General features: G+C 65.3%; 14 protein-coding genes. 4 read left to right on the forward strand and 10 right to left on the reverse strand.

The window, feature by feature from the left end; translation table 11 throughout:
* Positions 1-234: 234 nt before the first annotated feature.
* The 8 genes from ku to BT183_RS02045 all read right to left on the reverse strand — a co-directional run bounded on the left by ku (position 235) and on the right by BT183_RS02045 (position 7083).
* Positions 235-1035, reverse strand: a complete 801-nt coding sequence (gene ku / locus BT183_RS02010; RefSeq protein ID WP_072338737.1) for a non-homologous end joining protein Ku — start codon at positions 1033-1035, stop codon at positions 235-237.
* A gap of 55 nt (positions 1036-1090) precedes the next feature.
* Positions 1091-1312 (reverse strand): hypothetical protein, encoded by a 222-nt coding sequence (locus BT183_RS20640; RefSeq protein ID WP_072338738.1) that lies wholly within the window; start codon positions 1310-1312, stop codon positions 1091-1093.
* 173 nt (positions 1313-1485) lie between these two features.
* Positions 1486-2490, reverse strand: coding sequence for a cytochrome d ubiquinol oxidase subunit II (cydB, locus tag BT183_RS02020; protein ID WP_072341367.1), 1005 nt, complete (start codon positions 2488-2490; stop codon positions 1486-1488).
* The gene (locus tag BT183_RS02025; protein WP_084603190.1) at positions 2480-3904 is read right to left on the reverse strand and encodes a cytochrome ubiquinol oxidase subunit I; all 1425 of its coding nucleotides are present in this window, start codon (positions 3902-3904) and stop codon (positions 2480-2482) included. The genes cydB and BT183_RS02025 overlap by 11 nt, the downstream gene beginning before the upstream one ends.
* A 119-nt stretch (positions 3905-4023) precedes the next feature.
* Positions 4024-4641 carry an SAM-dependent methyltransferase gene (locus BT183_RS02030; protein WP_072338740.1) on the reverse strand — a complete coding sequence of 206 codons (618 nt, stop codon included), beginning with the start codon at positions 4639-4641 and terminating at the stop codon, positions 4024-4026.
* Positions 4638-4952 (reverse strand): ArsR/SmtB family transcription factor, encoded by a 315-nt coding sequence (locus tag BT183_RS02035; RefSeq protein WP_072338741.1) that lies wholly within the window; start codon positions 4950-4952, stop codon positions 4638-4640. Before BT183_RS02035 ends, BT183_RS02030 begins: the two co-directional genes overlap by 4 nt.
* 143 nt (positions 4953-5095) lie before the next feature.
* Positions 5096-6085, reverse strand: a complete 990-nt coding sequence (locus BT183_RS20975; protein WP_244545235.1) for a BON domain-containing protein — start codon at positions 6083-6085, stop codon at positions 5096-5098.
* A 266-nt stretch (positions 6086-6351) separates the two neighbouring features.
* Positions 6352-7083 carry an SDR family oxidoreductase gene (locus BT183_RS02045; protein WP_072338743.1) on the reverse strand — a complete coding sequence of 244 codons (732 nt, stop codon included), beginning with the start codon at positions 7081-7083 and terminating at the stop codon, positions 6352-6354.
* A gap of 122 nt (positions 7084-7205) precedes the next feature.
* Here BT183_RS02045 and BT183_RS02050 point away from each other — a divergent pair, with 122 nt between their 5' ends.
* The 4 genes from BT183_RS02050 to BT183_RS02065 all read left to right on the forward strand — a co-directional run bounded on the left by BT183_RS02050 (position 7206) and on the right by BT183_RS02065 (position 14524).
* Positions 7206-8039 carry an amidohydrolase family protein gene (locus BT183_RS02050; protein WP_072338744.1) on the forward strand — a complete coding sequence of 278 codons (834 nt, stop codon included), beginning with the start codon at positions 7206-7208 and terminating at the stop codon, positions 8037-8039.
* Between the two features lie 838 nt (positions 8040-8877).
* Positions 8878-10386, forward strand: coding sequence for a hypothetical protein (locus tag BT183_RS02055; protein ID WP_143145617.1), 1509 nt, complete (start codon positions 8878-8880; stop codon positions 10384-10386).
* Between the two features lie 241 nt (positions 10387-10627).
* Positions 10628-13657: an OmpA family protein gene (locus BT183_RS02060; RefSeq protein ID WP_177282354.1), complete on the forward strand. Its 3030-nt coding sequence runs from the start codon at positions 10628-10630 to the stop codon at positions 13655-13657.
* 153 nt (positions 13658-13810) lie between these two features.
* Complete coding sequence (locus BT183_RS02065; protein ID WP_072338747.1) at positions 13811-14524, forward strand: hypothetical protein; 714 nt, start codon at positions 13811-13813, stop codon at positions 14522-14524.
* A gap of 6 nt (positions 14525-14530) precedes the next feature.
* Here the strand turns inward: BT183_RS02065 and BT183_RS02070 are convergent, their stop codons facing one another.
* On the reverse strand, positions 14531-15466 hold the full coding sequence (locus BT183_RS02070) for an alpha/beta fold hydrolase (protein WP_072338748.1): 936 nt from the start codon (positions 15464-15466) through the stop codon (positions 14531-14533).
* Positions 15467-15497: 31 nt separating this feature from the next.
* Positions 15498-17576, reverse strand: coding sequence for a lytic transglycosylase domain-containing protein (locus BT183_RS02075; protein WP_143145618.1), 2079 nt, complete (start codon positions 17574-17576; stop codon positions 15498-15500).
* Positions 17577-17672 lie beyond the last annotated feature (96 nt).

A 17672-nucleotide genomic window follows, 5' to 3' on the forward strand; every position in this document is an offset into this window, starting at 1 on the left:
CCTTGCCCCAGGCTCTGCGCCCACCGCCCTCGTGCTTCGAGACGCCCCTTCGGGGCTCCTCAGCATGAGGTCGGTTATGTCTAAAGTCCCGGAGAACCTCATGCTGAGCAGCGGCAAACGCCGCGTCCTAAAGCACGAGGTTCAGGCCTCTCTTCACCTCTCCCTTCGGGGGAGAGGTCGGCGCGCGAGCGCCGGGTGAGGGTGCCTCGCCGCTTGCGCTGCGCCCACCGCCCCCTACCGCTTCTTCTCCGCCGCGATCGAGCGCTTGAGCGCATCCATGATCGAGATCACATTGCCGGCAGGCGCCTCATCGGCCACCTCGGCCTTCTTGCGCGCAGGCTTCTTGCCCTTTTTCTTCATTTCGATGATCTCGACCAGCCGGTCCTGCACCGGGTCATCGACCATCTTTTCGTCCCAGTCCTTGGTCCGCTCGTCGATCAGCGTCGTCACGAGCTTGAGGAGTTTGGCGTCTGGCCTGGCCTTGCCCAGCCCGCCGAAATAGTCCTTCTCGGCCCGCACCTCCTCGCCCCCGCGCAGCGTCCACACCACGATGCCCTTGCCGCGCGGCTCGAGCATCACGGCATGTTCGCGCCGATAGAGCACGAGCCGCGCGATCCCCACCGTGCCGGTCGCCGCCATCGCCTCGCGGATCACGCCAAACGCCTCCTCGCCGATCTTGTCGTCGGGGGCGAGATAATGCGGCTTGTCGTACCAGAGCCAGCCGATCTCGGCGCGTGGCACGAAGGTTTCGATATCGATGGTGCGGGTGCTTTCGAGCGCCAGGGCGTCGAGCTCCTCATCCTCGAGGATGACGAAATCGTCCTCCCCGCGCGGATAGCCCTTCACCTCGTCCTCTTCCTTCACGGCCTTGCCGGAGACCGCGTCGACATACTGGCTCATCACCCGGTTGCCGGTCTGGCGGTTGAGCGTGTGGAAGCGCACGCGCTCGCTTTCGGTGGTGGCCGGCGTCATCGTCACCGGACAGGTGACGAGCGAGAGCTTGAGATATCCCTTCCAGAAGGTGCGGCGCGGCATCGGTCATCCCCCGGTTGCGGGGAGAGAAACGATGCCGTCGCCCGCCCGGTTCCGATCAGCCGCCATTGGCGGGCGCGGCGGGGGCATTGGCCGGAGCGGCCGGCAGGGCGTTGGCCGGGGCCGGCTGGTCGGGCGCCACCCTCATGGCATCGGGATTGGTGCCGACGCCGGGGCGGTCGGGATAGTTGTCATTCCCGGCCCGCATCGAGAGCATGAGCCCGATCACGAGGGCGATGACGATGCCCGTGGCAAGGGCGATGACGAGCGAGCGGTTCATATCGGGCCTCCAGTGCTTTGCTTCCCAACGCAGCGCGGCCCGCTTGGCTCCCGTTTCCGCCTACGGCATCAGCACGGCGCGTATCGCGAGCCCCACCACCGTCACGCAGGCCACCCCGCCCAGCCAAAGCGCGATGAACCACATCACCTGCTGCACGGGCTTCGGGGCTGCCATCAGTGATAGCCCTCTTCGGGGTCGATCTTGCCGCGGAACACCCAATAGGCATAGCCGGTGTAGGCCAGGATCATCGGCACCAGCACCACCGCGCCCACGAGCAGGAACATCAGCGAGCTTTCGGGCGCCGCCGCCTCCGCGATCGTCAGCGCCCCCGGCACGATATAGGGATAAAAACTGATCCCGATGCCGATGAAACTGAGGACGAAGAGTCCCAGCGCCGCCAGAAACGGCTGGAGATGCTTATCCGTCGTCAGCCCGTGCCACAGCGCAAAGGCGCAGCCGGCGAGCAACGTCGGCACGAAGGCCGAGAAAAACGCCGTCGGCCAGCCGAACCAGCGTCCGAAATAATTGTCGTTGAGGAACGGGCTCCAGAGGCTCACCACCCCGATCAGCCCAAGCGTCGCTGCGCCGGTGACCATGGCGAGCCTGCGGGCGCGCGCCTGTAAGTCCCCGCTGGTCTTGAGGTTGAGCCAGGTGGCACCCAGAAGTGCGTAGCCGATGGTCACCGCCACCCCGGTCACGAGGGTGAAGGGGGTCAGCCAGTCCCACCACCCGCCCGCATAGGCCCGGTCGGTGATCTCGATGCCCTGCACCAGGGCCCCGAGCGCAATGCCCTGCATGAAGCCGGCGATGGTCGAGCCCAGCCAGAACCCCACATCCCAGTAGATCGAGCCGCGCGCCGTGCGCCAGCGGAACTCGAAGGCCACCCCGCGGAACACCAGCCCCAAGAGCATCAGGATAATCGGCATGTAAAGCGCCGGCAGCACGGTGGCATAGACCACCGGAAACACCGCCAGCAGCCCGCCGCCGCCCAGCACCAGCCAGGTTTCGTTGCCGTCCCACACCGGCGCTATGGAATTGGTCATCACGTCGCGGTCGTGCCGCTTGGGAAAGAGCGGGAACAGGATGCCCACGCCCAGGTCGAACCCGTCGAGCACCACATAGGCGAGCACCGCAAAGGCGATGATCGCGGCCCAGATCGTCGGCAGGTCAATTGGCACCGGCACCTCCCGCGCGGATCGGTTCCTCCTGCGCCGGGCCCGGCGCAATGCCGGCGGCCCGGTGCGGCCCCTTGTCGAGTTCGTGGTCCTCATCGAGGATCGGCGGCCGGCGGAAGAGCCGGAAGAGGTAGAAGACGCCCGCCCCGAAGACGAGGAAATAGACCACCACGAACGCCACGAGCGATGCGCCCACAGCCGGCGCCGCCACCGGCGACAGGCTTTCCGAGGTCCGCATCAGCCCATAAACCGTGAAGGGCTGCCGGCCGACCTCGGTGGTGAACCAGCCGGCCAGCACCGCCACGAAGCCCGATGGCCCCATGGCGATCGCCGCCCGATGCAGCCAGGGGTTGGTGAAAAGCGTCTTGCGCCACCGCGCCCACAGCGACCACAGCCCCACGCCCAGCATCAGGAAGCCGATGCCCACCATGATGCGGAAGGCAAAGAACGGGATCATCACCGGCGGCCGCTCGTCGGCGGGGAAGGCGTCTAGCCCCTGGAGCGGCGCGTTAAGATCGTGCTTCAAAATCAGCGAGGAGAGCTTGGGGATCTCGATGGCAAGATCCACCCGCTGCTCGGCCTCGTTGGGAATGCCGAAGAGAATCAGCGGCGCGCCATCGGGGTGGCTTTCGAAATGCCCTTCCATCGCCGCGATCTTGGCCGGCTGGTGCTCGAGCGTGTTGAGCCCGTGCATGTCGCCGGCCACGATCTGCAGCGGCGTCACGATGGCAGCCATCCACATCGCCATCGAGAACATGATGCGCGCCTGCCGGTTCTCCCGATCCTTGAGCAAGTGCCACGCACCCACCGCGCCCACCACGAAGGCCGTGGTGAGGAAGGCGGCGAGCACCGTGTGGGTCAGCCGGTAGGGGAAGGAGGGGTTGAAGACGATCGCCCACCAGTCCTCGGGGATGAACACGCCATTGGCATCGATGCTGAACCCCTGCGGGGTGTGCATCCAGCTGTTGACCGAGAGGATCCAGGTCGCCGAAATCAGCGTGCCGATGGCCACCACCACCACCGCCACCATGTGCAGTGCATCGCCGACGCGCCTGCGCCCGAAGAGCGCGATGCCGAGGAAGCCGGCTTCGAGGAAGAAGGCCGTCAGCACCTCATAGCCCATCAGCGGCCCGATCACCGGGCCGGCGCGCTCGGAAAACACCGACCAGTTGGTGCCGAACTGGTAGCTCATGACGATGCCCGAGACGACACCCATGCCGAACGTCACGGCAAAGATCGTCTTCCAGTATTCGAAGAGCTTGAGATAGGCGGGGTCGCGCTTCCACAGCCACAGCCCGTTCAGCACGGCGAGGTAGCTGGCCGTGCCGATCGAAAAGGCGGGGAAGATGAAGTGGAACGAGACGGTAAAGGCAAACTGGATGCGTGCCAGCATTTCAGCCGTCATGCCGAAATCCATGGTCACCTCCGATGTTTGTGCGCCGCGGAAGGCCCAACGTCTTCCGCTCGACTGAGCGCAACCTAGGCGCAATCTTGCCCACAAGCCAGACCGCCAAGCGCCGCAGGTGACGCTTTGCCTCAGCCCGAAGCCAGTGTGGGCCGTCGCGCCACGAGGTCGATCAGCGCCGAACGCCCGGCATGGCCGCTGCCCTCGAAGATCTCGCTGTCATGGGCCGAAAGCGCGAGGATCTCGAAATCCCCGAACGCCGCCATCAGCAGTTCGCGCGTATAAAGATGCTCGATCTGCGGCGGCCCACCGGTGCGATACGCGAGCTGCTCGGGCCGATAGCCCTCGATCAGCACGAGCCCGCCCGGCTTCACTGTGCGCTTGATGCCGGCAAAGATCGCGCCGCGCAGGGCAGGGGGCGCGAACTGGAAGAAAATGCCCGCCACGACATCGAACCGCTCGGGCGGCCAGCCGTAATCGGCGATATCGGTGAGCTCCGTCGTGATGCTCACCCCGCGGCGGCGCGCCAGGTCCTCGGCCTTGCCCAGCCCGATGCTCGAGGAATCGATCGCCGTCACCGCAAGGCCCTGTTCGGCCAGCCACACCCCGTTGCGGCCTTCGCCATCGGCGATCGCCAGAGCCGTTCCCGAGGCGGGCAGCCTGTGTTTCTGGCTCGCCAGAAACGCATTGGGCGCCTCGCCGAAATAATAACCGCCCCGGCTGAACTTTTCGTCCCAGAACGCCGTCATGCCGCATCCTTGCTGCAATAGATGCCATAGAGCGTTTCGAGCACTCGGCGCACCGCGTCCGACGCTACGCTGTAATAGACCTGCTGCCCATCCCGCCGCGTCTTGACGAACTTCCAGGCCCGGAGCTTGGAGAGGTGCTGCGACAGCGGCGACTGCCCCAGCCCCACCCGCTCCCCCAGCTCAGTAACATTCATTTCGCGCTCGATGAGATTGCACAGGATCAGCAGCCGCTTGGGATTGGCCATGGCCGTCAGCAGCCGCGACGCCTCCTCGGCATTGCCTTCCATCTCGGCGACATCCATATGCATCATATTCGCGCATTCTCATATACGACATATGACCCAGATCTAGACCCTCGCCCGCCGCGCCGCAAGGCCACTTGCATGCAGCGCACGAAAAAGGGCCCACCGAAGCGGGCCCTTTCTACCAGCGACGAACTGGTTCGTGAAACCGGCTACTGCGTCCGCGACGTGGCGGTGCCATTGGGCGAGGCGGTGCTGCCGCCGAGGCCCGCCGCAACGCCGCCAGAGGCGACATAGGAGCCGGTGGTGCTGTTGGAGCGTTCGCCGGCCGCAGCCACGCTCTCGCCGGGCCGGGTCGGCTGGGCGACGCGCAGATTGTTCTGCACGTGCTTCACCCCCGAAATGCCCTCGGCGATATCCTCGGCATGGCGCTTGTCGGCGCGATCGCCAATGGTGCCCGAAAGGGTCACCTCGCCATCCTTCACCTCCACCGAGATGTTGGAGGCATCGATGTGCCGGTCATAGGTCAGCCGGTCGTTGATATCCTCGCGGATGCGGTCATCCGACCGGGCATAGCCCTTGGGGCCCTTGCCCGAATGACCCTTGTCCATCTCGCGACGGCGCGCCGCGTCGTCATCGCCGAACCACGAGGCAACCTCGTCGCCGGCCTTGTCGAGCCAGTTGCGGTCGTCGTCGCCATAGCCGCGATAGTCACGATTGCCATTGGACGCGCCATACCCGCCCGACTGGTAGCGATAGCCTTCGCCCGAGCGCGACGGCATCGAGCCCTGGAACGAGCGGCCCTGCCGCTGATTGCCGGCAAAGCTCGATCCATATTGCGAGCCGCCCTGGCCATAGCCACGCTGGTCGCGATCATAACCGCCCTGGCTCTGGCGCGAACCATCGCTGCGCCAGCCCGAATCGCCACGATAATCGGCATCGCCATAGGCGTCCCGATTGTCCCCGCCGCGCCAGTCGCGATTGGCGGAATAGCCGTCCTGCGATGCGGCGAACCGTCCGCCGCCCTGTCCGTAATCCTCGTCGAAGCGGCCCCGGCTGCTCATGCCGCGATCATTATGCGCGCCGCGGCCCTGGTCGCGGCCGATGCCGCCCTGCTCTCCGCGCCAGCTGTCGCTGCGGCCTGCCTGCCGATTGCGATCCCAGTAGCGGCGCTCGTCATCCGTCCAGCGGTCCTCACCCATCATGCATCTCCTTTTGATCAGGATTGTCATCTTCGGCCCGGGCCTTGCGCTCGGGCTTCGGGGTGGAAACGTCAGGGGGAGTCACCTGTTCCGCATCAAATCTGTCGCCTCGTGATCAACTTTTGGCGTTCCGCCGCACTCTCGTTGCATTGCCACGACGCGGACCCGAAGAAACGCAAACGCCGCCGGATGTGCCGGCGGCGCCAAAACGGGCGAAACCCCGTCAAATCTTTATGGCCGCAACCCGGCCGGCGCGGTGGCAAGCGTTAGGCGGTCCAGCCGCCATCGATCACATGCACCTGTCCGGTGGTATAGGTCGCTCCGGCCAGATAGAGCGCCAGTTCGGCCACCTCTTCGGGCGAACCGATGCGCCCGATCGGCTGGCGCGCGATGAACGCCTTGCGCGCCGCGTCATAGTCTCCGGTCGCCTTCAGCCGCTCCTGCAGCGAGGGCGAATCCACAGTACCCGGCGCGATGGCATTGCAGCGGATGCCGCGCGCCACGAAGTCCGCCGCCACCGATTTCGTCAGCCCGATCACCGCCGCCTTGGACGCCGAGTAGACGAAGCGGTTGGGCACGCCCTTCACGCTCGAGGCCACCGTCGACATGTTGATGATGGCGCCGTCGCCGCGCTCCAGCATGCCGGGCAGCACGGCCTTGATGGTGCGCACCTGCGCCTTGAGGTTGAGGTCGAGCGCGAATTCGAGCTCATCGTCGGTGCTTTCGAGGATCGTGCCGTTATGCACCACGCCCGCGCAGTTGAAGAGCACGTCGATCCGCCCGATCTCGGCCACCGCCGCGTTCACCGCGTTGGTATCGAGCACGTTCAGCACCCGCGTCGTCACCCCGTCCATGCCCTCGAGCTCGGCGAGCTTTTCGGCATTGATGTCGGTCGCGATCACCCGCGCTCCGGCGCGCGCGAAGGCCTCCACCGATGCCCGACCGATGCCTTGTGCCGCTGCGGTGATGAGGGCCACCTTGCCCGAGAGACTGCCCATTTCGGCTCCGCTCTATTAGGGTTGTGCCAGAACGCGTATTCGGCCGTTTCCTACACAGAAGCGCCGCGGCTCGGCAAGTATCAACTCATATGCTAGTATACGACTAAAGAGGGGAAGCCATCTTGCGCATCGTCGATACCCATCTGCACCTCGTCTATCCCGACCGCTTCTCCTACCCCTGGATGCGCGGCGTACCCGAAATCGACAAGCCCTGGTCGGTCGAAGCCTATTGGGCCGAGGCGAGGGGGCTCGGCATCGTTTCGGCGCTCCATATGGAAGTCGATGTCGCGCCCGACGAGATGGAAGCCGAGACCGCCTTCGTCCTCGGCCTTCCCGGCATTGCCGGTGCCATCGCCAGCGCCCGCCCCGAATCGCCCGATTTCCCGCTAATGCTCGAGCGCTACGCGGCCCTGGGCGGGGTGAGGGGCATTCGCCGGCTGTTGCAGGGCGAGCCCGACGATCTCTCCCGCTCTCCGCTCTTTCGCGAAAATCTCGCGCGCCTGCCCGGTCACGGCATGAGCTTCGATATCTGCGTCAAGGGCCACCAGCTGCCCGTGGCGCGCGATCTCGTCCGCGCCCTGCCGCAGGTCAGCTTCATCCTCGATCATTGCGGCAATCCGCGCGTGGGGGAGGGGGAGATCGAACCCTGGCGCTCGGCCATCGCCGAAATCGCGCGCGAGCCCAACCTCACCTGCAAGATCTCGGGCATTCTCGCCAACACCCATGAGCGCTGGACCGTCGCCGACCTGCGCCCCTATGTCGAACACTGCATCGAGAGTTTCGGCTGGAATCGCGTCGTCTGGGGCTCCGACCACCCCGTCGTCTGCCTCTCCGCCAACCTCACCCGCTGGGTCCAAGCCTGCCTCGAGATCACCGCGGGCGAAAGCGACGCCAACCGCGAGGCCCTCTTCTCCCGCAACGCCACCCGCTTTTATAACCTCGCGCCCACTGGCTGAAACCGGCGCCGGCTTCCCCCTCCCTTAACCTCTCCCCCCAAGGGAGAGGTGGTGAAAAAACCTCTGAAACGGCGCCAGATCGACGCCCGGACCCTTAACCTCTCCCTTTGGGGGCTTCGAGGCGACGGCGCAGCCGGACAATCCGTCCAGTGGACGGATTGAAGCCGAGAAGGCCATGAGAGCTGCGCTCGAATGGCGTGAGGTCGGCCGAAGGCCGGGTGAGGGGGCCTTGCCGCTCGCGCGATCTCAAGCCTTTCACGCCTTTCCCCACCCAAGGCGTCATTCCCGTGACCCCCCCCGGCGTCATTCCCGCATTCACCCCCAACGTCATTGCGGCGAAAGCCAGAATCCAGTTTTCAGACACACGACCCGCAGAATGAGCGCCCTACAAACGGGAATCCTCCAGTCGCCGGACTGACACCGGCACAATGACCGGGCCAACCCACCACCCCCTCGATTCCCCCCTCCCACCCCCATGCTCATCGTAACCATCCCTCGACGCGCCAAGGCGCCATCGCGCCCAAATCATGGCGACATCGCGGAAAATCCCAGCGGGGCCGGGTGTTAACGGCTGCTTAACCCCCCTTAACAGCCGGTTTCAGGCTGTGTGCTGAATCTGCAACAACCATGTCGGAACCAAGACGCCGGCGCCTGCAAACCCGCTTTGCCCGGTTGCGAAGGGCGCTGGGGTGCGTATGGTTGGTCTTGCGAATCCATGCATGGGATCGTTTGTCGGTCGCGACGCGACGACAACACATACCGGTTAAAAGGTATGGTCGCGTTACGGCAAACCGCCGGCCCAGCCGGCACAGAGAATGACTGACTTTGGAGGTCAATTATGAAGATTCGGAGCCTTCTTCTGGGTTCTGTGGCTGCCGCGGGTCTCTCGACCGGCGCCTTCGCAGCTGATCTGGGCGTTCTCACCTCGCTCGACGTCTGCGATGCCCTCGGCATCTCCGGCCTGACCCTCTCGTCCGACAGCAACTGCCTGTCGATCACCGGCGGCGTCTCCTACGAATTCACCTGGGGCGACTACGGCGGGGATACCACCGTTTATTTCGGCAATATCGGCCGCGGCAACACCAACGTCATCACCGGTGGCTCGCGCTATCTTGGCGATGATGGCCCGGACTTCGACGAGGATGCTGACCTCGGTCTCGATTGGGACAACCGCGTCGAAGCTTGGCTGAAGCTGACCGCTGCTGCCGCTTCGGATTTCGGCACTGCCAAGGCCATCATCGGCTTCCGTCAGTACCAGCACACCCGTGTTCGTAACGAAGTCACCGTTTTCGATCCCAACGATTCCTATGAAGGCTGGCGCGCTGGCCCCCAGGATTTTGAGGGTTCGCTCGGCTGGGGCGACAACCTCCCGCTCGAGCTGGACGAGGCTTATGTCTCGATCGGTGACTCGACCGTCATCATGGCCGGTCTTCGTCGTCACGGCATCAACGGCTCGATCGCCAATGTTGATGACGATGCGGCGTTCACCCTCGTGCAGCCTTTCCACTCCTCGACCGTCACCGGTTCGGGCGTGTTGATCGAAGGCGGCAAGGATGACCTCCGCTTCGGTGGCGCTGCCATCCAGGTCGTGTCCGATCTCGGCAATGGCTTCTCGGTCGGTGCTGCTCTCGAAAACATCGACAACAGCCAGTACGCAGTCGCGCCCTCGATGACCGCTTCGAACAACGCTGCCAATGCTGGCACGCTGCTCGGCGTGATCAACTACAAGGGTGACGGCGTGACCGCTCACGTCACCGGCGGTGCCTTCGGCGTCCTCGATGCCGACGTGAACAACTACTTCGTCCATGCCGGCGCGACTGGCACGTTCGACAACTTCCGCGTTCGTGGCGCCTTCGGCTACGAGAGCGACCTTGCTTCCACTGGCGCAGACGACGCTGTCTGGAACGCCCTCGTGTCCGCCGAAGCTACCTTCGACATCTTCAAGCTCGCTGCCGCGTTTGATTATGCCGATGGCGATGCCGTCGATGAGCAGTATGGCGTTGCCCTGTCGGCGGCCTTCACGGTCACGGATACCGTCGGTATCAACCTGCTTGGCCGTTGGGCTCATAACGAGAACGTCGTTGCCGCCGAGGCTGACACGTACCACGTTGCTGCCCAGCTCGTCGCCTCGGTCACCGAGTCGATCAAGCTGACCGGTGAAGTCGGTGGCTACTTCAACGATGGCGGCTTCGCCGTCACCGGCCAGGCCGACACCGACTCGATCTACTACGGCTCGCTCGAAGCCGCTTGGGCTCCGGGTGGTGGTTACACCGCCTCGATCAAGGGCGAAGTCAACTCGGTCGAAGCCTACCGTGCGACCTTCAAGGCTGCCAAGTCCTTCCAGTAAGGTTCGGCATCCGGCAGGCTTGCCTGCCAGGGTTTGGGAAGGGGTCCGGCTCGCGCCGGGCCCTTTTCTTTTGACATCTAGCGAATCACGTTTCGCCACCACATGAACGCATCGAAATTCACGCGTGTGGCACGTGAACTGTGCCGATTTTGCCAGAATTTGGCGTGAAGACATGTGCCTTCTGGCCCTTGGCGGCGCGAGTTGCTATGGCTGGCCGGACCTGCACGAAACGGAAAATTTTATGAATCGCGCGCTGCTTGGCCTTGTTCTCCCCGGTCTCCTGGTCGTTTCGGGCGGCACCGCGCTGGCCATCACCTCAACCGGCGCCGACATCGCCTCCGGCATCGCTGCAAGCGCCGCCGATCTCGTTGAAAAGCCTGAGTTTTCATGGGCCCGCATTGATGCCGACCTGCGCGATGTCGTCGTCACCGGCACCGCAACCGACAAGGCCGCCATAGACGCCCTCGTCGCCCAGGTTTCCGGGCTTCCCGGCGTCCGGACCGTCGAAAACGCGACGGTTCTCGCTGAATTTGCAAGCCCTTTTCCCTTTTCTGCCCGCCGCGACGGCGATGCTGTAACATTGGAGGGCGGCATTCCCGATGAAGCGGTTCGCGCGCTCATCGCCGAACGTCTCCCCGACGCTGACGATCAGCTGGAACTTCTCTCCGGCGCGCCGGACCGCACGAGCTTCCTCTCGCTCGTCGACTACACCATCACCATCCTCTCCCATCTCGACAGGGGCGTGGTGAACGCCGAAGATCTCTCCCTGGAGATCGAGGGTCGCGCAGCCTCGCAGGAGGATTTTGCCGCGCTTGCCGAGTTGCGCCGTCAGGGGCCGCCCGACGGTCTCACCATCCTGCGCGCCAATATCGAGCCGCCACTCGCCGATCCCTTTGAAATCATTGCGAAAAAAGACGGAACGACAATCGCCGTCACAGGCGTCGCGCCCGACAATCGCGCCATCGCCAGCATTGCTGCCGTTGAAGGCGTCACGGTCGGCCCGGCGCTCCAACTCGCGTCTGGAGCCCCTGAGGGCTTCATGCCCAAGGCGTTGGTGGCGCTCGAAAATCTCGCCATGCTCGAATATGGCGAGGCCCGCATTTCCGGCGCTCTCGTCTCCCTGCGCGGCGCGCCGCCCGATCCCGGCATCGCCGCTCTCGTCACCGAGGCCATGGCCACGATCGATGCCGACCTCACCCTCGAGCCTCCCCGCGTCGCCGATTATCGCCTCACCGCCACCAAGGACTTGGCCGGGCTGAGCTTTATCGGTTCTGTCCCCGATGAGGCGACCCGCTCAAGGCTGGCGCAGACCGATGCGGCCGATGTCGCCTCCGTCAGTCTCGCCCGCGGCGCGCCCACGAGCTTCGCCGCGTCGCTCGACTTCGCCCTTGCCGTCCTCTCGCGGCTGTCGGAGGGAGAAGTTACTGTTGATAGCCAAGGGCTTACCGTCTTCGGCCGCGCTTCGGGCCCGGCTGACTACGATGCGCTCCAAGCCATGCTTGGCGGCAGCACCCAGTCTGTCACCATGGTTTCCGCCGACATAAAGCCCGCAATCGTCGCCCCCTACACCTGGTCGGTCGACAAGACCGCCGATGGCACCGTAACGCTCAGTGGCTACACCGCGTCACCGTCCGAGCGCGCCGCGATTGCCTCGCAATTTCAAGGCGTTGACAGCGACACGAGCCGCATCGCCGATGGTGCTCCCGCTCAGTTCGCCGCCTCTGTCGCCCATGCCGCCGAGATGCTGCCCAACCTCGCCAGCGGCCGGATTGCCTTTGATGGCACCCGCTGGCAGGTCAGCGGCACGGTCGCCAACCCCACCGCCGAGGTCACGCTCCGTCGCTACCTCGCCGTCAATGATCTCATCGCCCAAGGCTGGCAGTACAACGCAGCGCTGACCGCCGCCGAGCCCACCGCCGCGCCGTCCTCGACCGAGCCATTCCGGTGGCAGGCCGAAAAAGAAGCGAGCGGGGCCCTCAGGTTGGATGGTTTTTCCCCCAGCACCTCGTTCCAGTCGCTCGTCGCGTTGCGAGCCGACGGCGCGAGCGATGAGACCGTGATCCATCCGGGCGCGCCCACCGGCTTTGCCGCCGATGCCTTGGCCGGGCTCGACGCGCTGGCCGACATCTCCGAGGGTGTGTTGCGCTTTGAGAATGGCGTCTGGTCCCTCACCGGTGTAGCCGCCACAAGCGCTGCCCGAGATGCCGCGCGTGAGACCCTGTCGGCGCGCTTGAGCGACACCAGCTGGCAATTTTCCGTGGAGGCTCAGGATCTTCCACCGGTTGCCAACCCCTACACCTTCCTGGCTGTCCGTGCCGCCGACGGCATCACGACCCTGTCCGGCCACCTCCTTAGCGACGATCTGCGCCGCATGGTCATGATCAAGGCCGGCGAAGCGGCCGTCGATCGAACGGTTATCGCCACCGGCGAACCATCAGGCTTCGTGGCCGACGTGCTCGCTGGGCTCGACGCGCTCGCAGCGCTCGAAACCGGCACGCTGAGCTTTGATGGCACCCGTTGGTCACTTTCGGGCAATGCTGCGGCCCAAACCGATACAGCGCGGATTGAGGCGGCTTTGTCCCGCAGTGCCCAGGGCGCCGCCGGCTGGACGCAGGCGATCACCATACCGGAGGCGCCGCAAGCCTCTGTTCCTGAAAGCCAAATTGCCGTTCCCGAAGCGGCCTCGCCGCCTGAGCCCGCTGCCACAGAAGCGGAGGCTGCCGCTACCGATCCGGTCGATCCACCCGAGGCTGAGACCGTCGCAGCCGAGGATCGCGCCGAGCCCGAGGCTCCCGTCACCACCGCTCCGGTCGAGGCACCCAGCCCGCAGCTTGCTTTGGCGCCCACCACCGGCGTCGACGCGCAGGAGACGCCCTCGGTCGATGGCGCGGCGCTGCTGGCCCAGTGCCAGGCCGAGGTCGATGCTCTGGCGTCGCGCAACGCCATCCTCTTCCGCTCAGGCTCGGATGCGCTGACCGACGAATCGCTTCCCGTCATCGACGAGCTTGCCGGCTATATCGCCCATTGTCCGGGCGCCATCGTCCATGTCGAAGGCCATACTGATGCCGACGGCGCCGACGATCTCAATCTGGCTCTGTCGGTCGCGCGGGCCGAAGCGGTTGTCTTCGCGCTGATGGATCGCGGCGTCGCGCTCGATCGTCTCTACGCTCTGGGTTATGGCGAGAGCTTGCCCATTGCCGACAACGACACGGCTGCCGGCAAGCAGCGCAATCGACGCATTGAATTCAAGATTCTTGAGGACAACCGCTAGCATGGTCCCGTCGCTGCAATCGCTGGCCTATCTTGCCGGGGTGTATTGGCCTTACCTCGCAGGCGCAGCCGCCATCGGTGTTCTGGCCGGCTGGTGGGCGGGTGCTCCAAGCGGCCGGCGCGGGTGAAGGCCAGTGGGCCAGCATAGGCAGTGATGTCCAACCTTGCTCACATTGTTGAAACGGCGGCTCTGCTCGCCCTGGCCTATGGGGTGGGTGCCGTGGTCGGACTGCTGATGCGCCGGCTTTTCGCATGGGCCGCGATGCCCCAGTCCAATGCGGCCCCCGCCGCCGAGGCAGAGCGGCCGGACGAAGGGCAGGGGCATTCGTCGGCGCCTCAAGCCGCAGACCCTACCGCGACGCTGGCCGCGCCCGCTGAAATTGGCGCTGATGAGGCATCGAGTCGGCCATCCGAACTGCCCGGTTCCGCCGTGCCGCGACTGCCCGCGCGCAGCGTCGGCTCGCTGTTCGGAAGCATCGAGGCCGATCTTGCCAGCGAGCGGATCATCGCAGATGACGACGCCCGGTTGGACGTGGTGAAAGCGCCCGGCGAGGGCGCAGTGGATCCCGCCAAGCCCTCCCCGGTCGATCAGCTTCTGGCCGAACTGGGCCGCGAGGGGCAGATTGCGCCGGCATTTCAGGCGCTTGAGCCTGAGCTCGATGCTGTTCTGGAAAGTGCGGCAGTCGAAGCCCGTCCTGTTCTGGCGGCTCATTCCGACGATGCCGGCTCTCTGGAGCAAGAGCCGGTCCAAGACGGCACAGTTGACCCGACTGTTCGGTCTGAAACCGCGTCCGAGCATGAGGACGCCGAACTTGCAGCCATGCTGGCCGTCGAGGGTGCGGCCCCGCGGCGCCGGCGGCAGGGCTGATCCGCGTCAGGCCGTCGCTATCCGGGAATAGAACTCAAGGATGTTGGCAACGTCTGGCGCGTGCGACAGCAGGGCCGGCGTCGCTTGCTGCTCGACGACGAAACCCTCGGCATCGGGACGCCGCCGCAGCATTTCGTCGAACACATCACGATGCAGAAGATCCGTCAGCTGGGTCCGCATCAGCATCAGCGGGGCGTGGTCGAGGCCATGGAACAGCGGCCATTGCGCTTCAAAGACGTCGTCGAACTCGAATTGATCGAGGAATTTCAACAGGGCCGGGTCAAACAGGGCCCGGACCTTCCTGCGCTTGTCCAGATAATGGGTGCGCCCGGCCAGCCTGTCCAGAACCGGGTCCGGTTGGCCCGGATAGTCGGCGCCGAGCATGCGGCGGAACATCGAGCGAAGGCCGGCTTCGCTCCGCAGCCCTTCGAGATCGCGCAGGTTGCTGCGCAGGCGCACAAGCCCGCGCGGGGCTGCGACAGGGCCTGCATCGATCAGGATCGCACCGGCGACCAGGGTTGGGCGCGCTCCGGCCAGTGCCATGACCACCTGGCCACCATGTCCCTGGCCCAGAAATAGGGCGCGTTCTATCGCCAGTGCCGTCAGCGCCGTCGCAAGGTCGCGCGCATCGGCCGGCGAAGTATACTCGCTGAAATGTCGGCGGTCGCTCGATCGCCCGCGCCCCGGCAGGTCGATGAGGATTATCGGCGATGACGGTCCGGCACTCCGCCGAAAAATGCCGAGAAACTCGGTGAAGTCCGACATATTCCGGTGAAAGCCCGAGATGCAGACAAGGGGTATCTGACCCCCGTCGAGCCTGCCGGAGACGTGCACAGACATCGTCTGGCGTGGGTCGAGCATCGCAATGCGTTGCACCGGCAAGGGCGCGAATGCAGGCAGGTCAGGAGGAACCGCGCGGGCTTTGAGCATGGCCAGAGCCATAGCAGACCCTGCGCGTCTGGCAATCGGGCTCTCAGCCCGGCAGGCGTCGCAGGGCAGCGGTAAGCGGGGGAACTTCGTCGCCTAACCTCGCGCGATAGACGAGATAATTGCCCAGAACCCGCTGCACATAGCGCCGGGTTTCAAGGAAGGGGATCAGCTCGATCCACACGACGGGATCGACATTATCCTTTCGCGGGTCGCCATAAGCGGCGATCCACTTGTTCACGTTGCCGGCCCCGGCATTGTAGGCAGCGGCGGCCAGAAGCAGCGAGCCATCGAAACGGCGCAACTGATCGGCAAGGTAAGTGGAGCCCAACAGCGCGTTATAGGCGCCATCCGACGTCAGTCGCTGAGCGGAATAGCTCTCGCCCACCTTCTTGGCCGTCTCGCGCGCCGTGCCGGGCATGAGCTGCATCAGCCCCCGGGCGCCGGCGACCGAAATGGCGTCGAGCTGGAAGCGGCTTTCCTGCCGCGTCACGGCATAGACGGCGGCGTGATCGATCTCGGCGAGGCGGGCAGTGGGCAGGCCATCTCGCGGGAAGCTGAAGAGATCGAGCGGCATGCCGCGGCCTTCGGCGGTCTCGGCGATCTGGATCGCAAGATTATGAGCGCCGAGCGACTGCGCCATGCGCGCTGCGGCGGCCAGTTGCCCCGCATCCTCGAGGGACATGGCAATGCCGCGCAGCAGGATCGTGGCCGCCGATATCTGGCCGGCGCCGGCAAGTAGGCGCACGGCACGCGCACGGTCCGTCGCTTCGAAAAATGCGCTGGCACTGGCGACATCGGGCATCGGCCGCAGCTCGACGGGTCGCTTGCCCAACTCGTCGCGGGCCAATTGTCCATAAAAGACAGTGGTATAGCCGGCAGCTTTATCGAGTGCCGCAGTGGCGGCGTCATTGTTGCCGGCCGCCTTTTCGGCCCGCGCAAGCCAGTAATGCGACTGCGTCACCGTGTCGGGCAGGGTGGCGTGCCGCGCCATCTCGGCGAAGTGCCGGGCGGCGCGGGGGGCATCCTTGAGGAAGCTCAGGGCGATCCAGCCGGCGTGGAACTGGGCATCCACGAGCCGCCCATCGGGACCCTCGGTATAGCCGGCGGCGGCCTTATAGGCGCGCTCCGGATCTCCGAGGGCAAGGAGCTGGCGGGTCAGAAGCCGCCGCTCATACCACCATTCGGCCGACTCCGGGACCTCGGCTCCGGCGCGATCGAGAAAGGCGATGGCATCGTCCCAGAGCTCGAACTGGCGCGCTCGCTGGGCGCGGGAGAAGAGGAAGACGGGATGTTTGGTGAGGGATGGATCGACCGAATCGAGCAGCTTCTTGGCATCCTTGCCATTGCGCGAGACGGCGTTACGGGCAGTCGCGAGTGTCCGCTGGGCGGGGGAGAGCTCGCTCATGATGCGTTCGACGGCGCTCGCCCGGTCATGCATCATCAGATAGACGGCGCGGTCCCAGTGCATCTCCGCAGTCAGCAGCGAGCCCAGGCGCGCGCGCACGAGTTTTTCCTCGTCGGCATCGAGGAAGTTGCCGGTCCAGATCGTGCGGGCGATGCGGCCGGCGCGGTCTTTCTGGCCATCGGCGATATAGGCTTCGGCAAGGGCAATCTGGGCTGCCAGCGTGGTCGGCATGGCGCCGCCCAGTACCGTGATTACGGTTTTTGTGTCTGGTTTTTCGCGCAGCAGCGCCTGCTCAAGCCGTGTCTGAAACACCGTTGCGACGGGGAAGCCGTCAGGATCGGCAAGGAAGCCCGAGACCGCCGAGCGGCCAAAATCGGCGCCGCCATAATAGATCGCGGCCCACTGGATCGCGAGGCGTTCCGCCTTGGATGGGAGACCAGAGGCGAGACGGTAGGCTGCGGCATAGTCCTTGGCTGCAAGCGCATCGGCGGCACGGGCAAAGCCTGTGGAAGTCGGCCGCTCGCCGTCGGCGCCGGGCATGAGAGCTACCGAGCCGGTGATCATCGCGTCGATGGTCGCAAAACCACTCCCAGCCGCGCCCGAAGCGCTGATGGCTTCGGCCTGCAGGAGAGCCGCGTTGACACTATCTCCGCTCGGCAGATGCGGCCAGGCAGCCATAGCCCCGCCAACGACGGCGATGCCGGCGAGAGCCAGCACGACAGGCTTGCTGCGGACGGAGCGGCTCGTGGGCGGTGCCAGGGTCAGGATCCTCCGATGCCTTCATGGCCGATAGGCTCAGCGATGGCAGAACAG

The organism is Devosia enhydra, assembly GCF_900119845.1.
GTDB lineage: Bacteria > Pseudomonadota > Alphaproteobacteria > Rhizobiales > Devosiaceae > FPKU01.